The organism is Streptomyces sp. B6B3, assembly GCF_039871525.1.
In the GTDB taxonomy this organism is placed as follows: domain Bacteria; phylum Actinomycetota; class Actinomycetes; order Streptomycetales; family Streptomycetaceae; genus Streptomyces.
The window spans coordinates 1-1,101 of record NZ_JBDPLU010000069.1 but is presented as its reverse complement, the minus strand read 5'-3'; the positions used below and the strand labels follow the sequence as shown (position 1 = coordinate 1,101).

The 1,101-nt window shown below is 70.5% G+C and carries 2 protein-coding genes and 1 pseudogene; all 3 read right to left on the bottom strand.

The genetic code is table 11. The features are described 5' to 3' along the window. A pseudogene (locus tag ABGB06_RS39395) lies at positions 1 to 275 on the bottom strand (hypothetical protein); the annotation flags it as partial. After that, the gene (locus ABGB06_RS39390; RefSeq protein ID WP_347600561.1) at positions 259 to 756 is read right to left on the bottom strand and encodes an RNA polymerase sigma factor; all 498 of its coding nucleotides are present in this window, start codon (positions 754 to 756) and stop codon (positions 259 to 261) included. The pseudogene ABGB06_RS39395 and the gene ABGB06_RS39390, both read right to left, overlap by 17 nt. A gap of 98 nt (positions 757 to 854) precedes the next feature. Continuing rightward, positions 855 to 1,101 (bottom strand): sortase (locus ABGB06_RS39385; protein ID WP_347600558.1); only part of this gene is annotated, 247 nt, incomplete at its 5' end.

The window sequence follows — 1,101 nt, the reverse complement described above, 5'->3', positions numbered from 1 at the left end:
GGTGGGGCGACCGGGATCACGGGGGGCGACGGGTGCGGATCCGCCGGGCCGTTGTCGTGGAGGGGTGTGGTGATGAGGGCTGCGATGATCGCGACCACGGCGACGGCGGCGCCGGCCGTGGCGGCGGCGCTCACCAGTCGGCGGCGGGTGGCGCCCCGGTGGATCTCCTCGTAACAGCCGGGCGGCGGGTTCAGGTAGAGGGGTTCCGGCCGCAGGAGGGTGGCGAGCGGGTCGTCGCTCTCGTGGCGTGGCCGCTCTTCATCGGACGTGATCACGGCTTCTCCTGAGATCGGCGCGGAGCAGTTCTCGCGCGGCGTGGAGGTCGGACTTCACGGTTCCTTCCGCGCGCCCCGTCAGTGCGGACACCTCGCGAATCGGCAGGTCGGCGTAGTAGTACAGCAGCACCGGGATCCGCAGCCGGTCGGGCAGGGACTCGACGAGCTCCCGCACCGAGGAGTCGTCCACCTCGCCCGCCGCGCCCCGTTTCCGGTCGGCCTCAACGGTGGCACGGCGTAGTGCCGAGCGTTCGCGTTCCAGCCGACGCCAGTGGTCCCGGACGAGGTTGGCCGCGGTGACGTAGAGGTAGCCAACGGGCTCGTCGACCGCTCTCCAACGGCCCCAGAGCCGGGTGAAGGACTCGGAGGCGATCTCGTGGGCCGTCTCGTCGTCGTCGACCAGCCGACGCACCCAGCCGGCCAGCCGCGGATAGCAGGTGGCGAACAGCTCGGAGACTCTCCTGTCGCTGGACCGTTTCAACGCTCTCCCGCTTCGTAAGGGGCCCCGGTCCCCGGGTCCTGCTCCGGGAACCGGGGCCGCGAAGCCGTATGCCCCACATCAGAAGGTCAGGACGTCATTCAGACCACGTGGGCGTAGGCGATCACGTTGCTGAGATACGTGTCGTCACGCCGTTCGCCCCCGCAGGTGATGAGACGCAGCTCGGGCCGATCCACGTTTCCGTAGACCGCGTCCTCGGGGAAGTCCGCCTTGGCGACCGTCTGTACGTCGGTGACGACGAACTCGGCGACGTCGCCGTTCTCCAGGCGCGCCTCGATCCGGTCGCCGGGGCGCAGCCGCTCCAGGTCCCGGAAGACCCCGTCGCCG